This is a genomic window from Achromobacter sp. GbtcB20, from assembly GCF_019091095.1.
Classification (GTDB): domain Bacteria; phylum Pseudomonadota; class Gammaproteobacteria; order Burkholderiales; family Burkholderiaceae_B; genus Achromobacter; species Achromobacter mucicolens.
The window spans coordinates 1-298 of sequence record NZ_JAGXJZ010000440.1 but is presented as its reverse complement, the minus strand read 5'-3'; the positions used below and the strand labels follow the sequence as shown (position 1 = coordinate 298).

General features: G+C 49.3%; 1 pseudogene. It reads left to right on the top strand.

From position 1 onward, the window contains the following. Nucleotides 1–298 (top strand): annotated as a pseudogene (locus KVT32_RS29670) (hypothetical protein); the annotation flags it as partial.

Below are 298 nucleotides of genomic sequence, written 5' to 3'. Positions count from 1 at the left end.
CGCATTCGTCTGAAGAAGGCGGCCAAATTTCTCCAGTCTATCGAAACCACCTTTCATCCTACCAATTGCTATGCGAGTTTTGGCGCCTCGCACGAGCGCGTAACATATGGCGAAGTTGTCTTCAAGACGCAAGATTTCTTATGGCAGCCCGGCAAAAACCGCAAGCCACTAACGCCACCCGAAACCTGGAAGCTATTAGCTGACGATGCCAAAGGGAAACTTACCGTACAGGCAGGAGATCAAAAATTATTTCTGCTTTTGCAACCCCCTAACGCAGCTGGTGATGAAACCGTTCCTT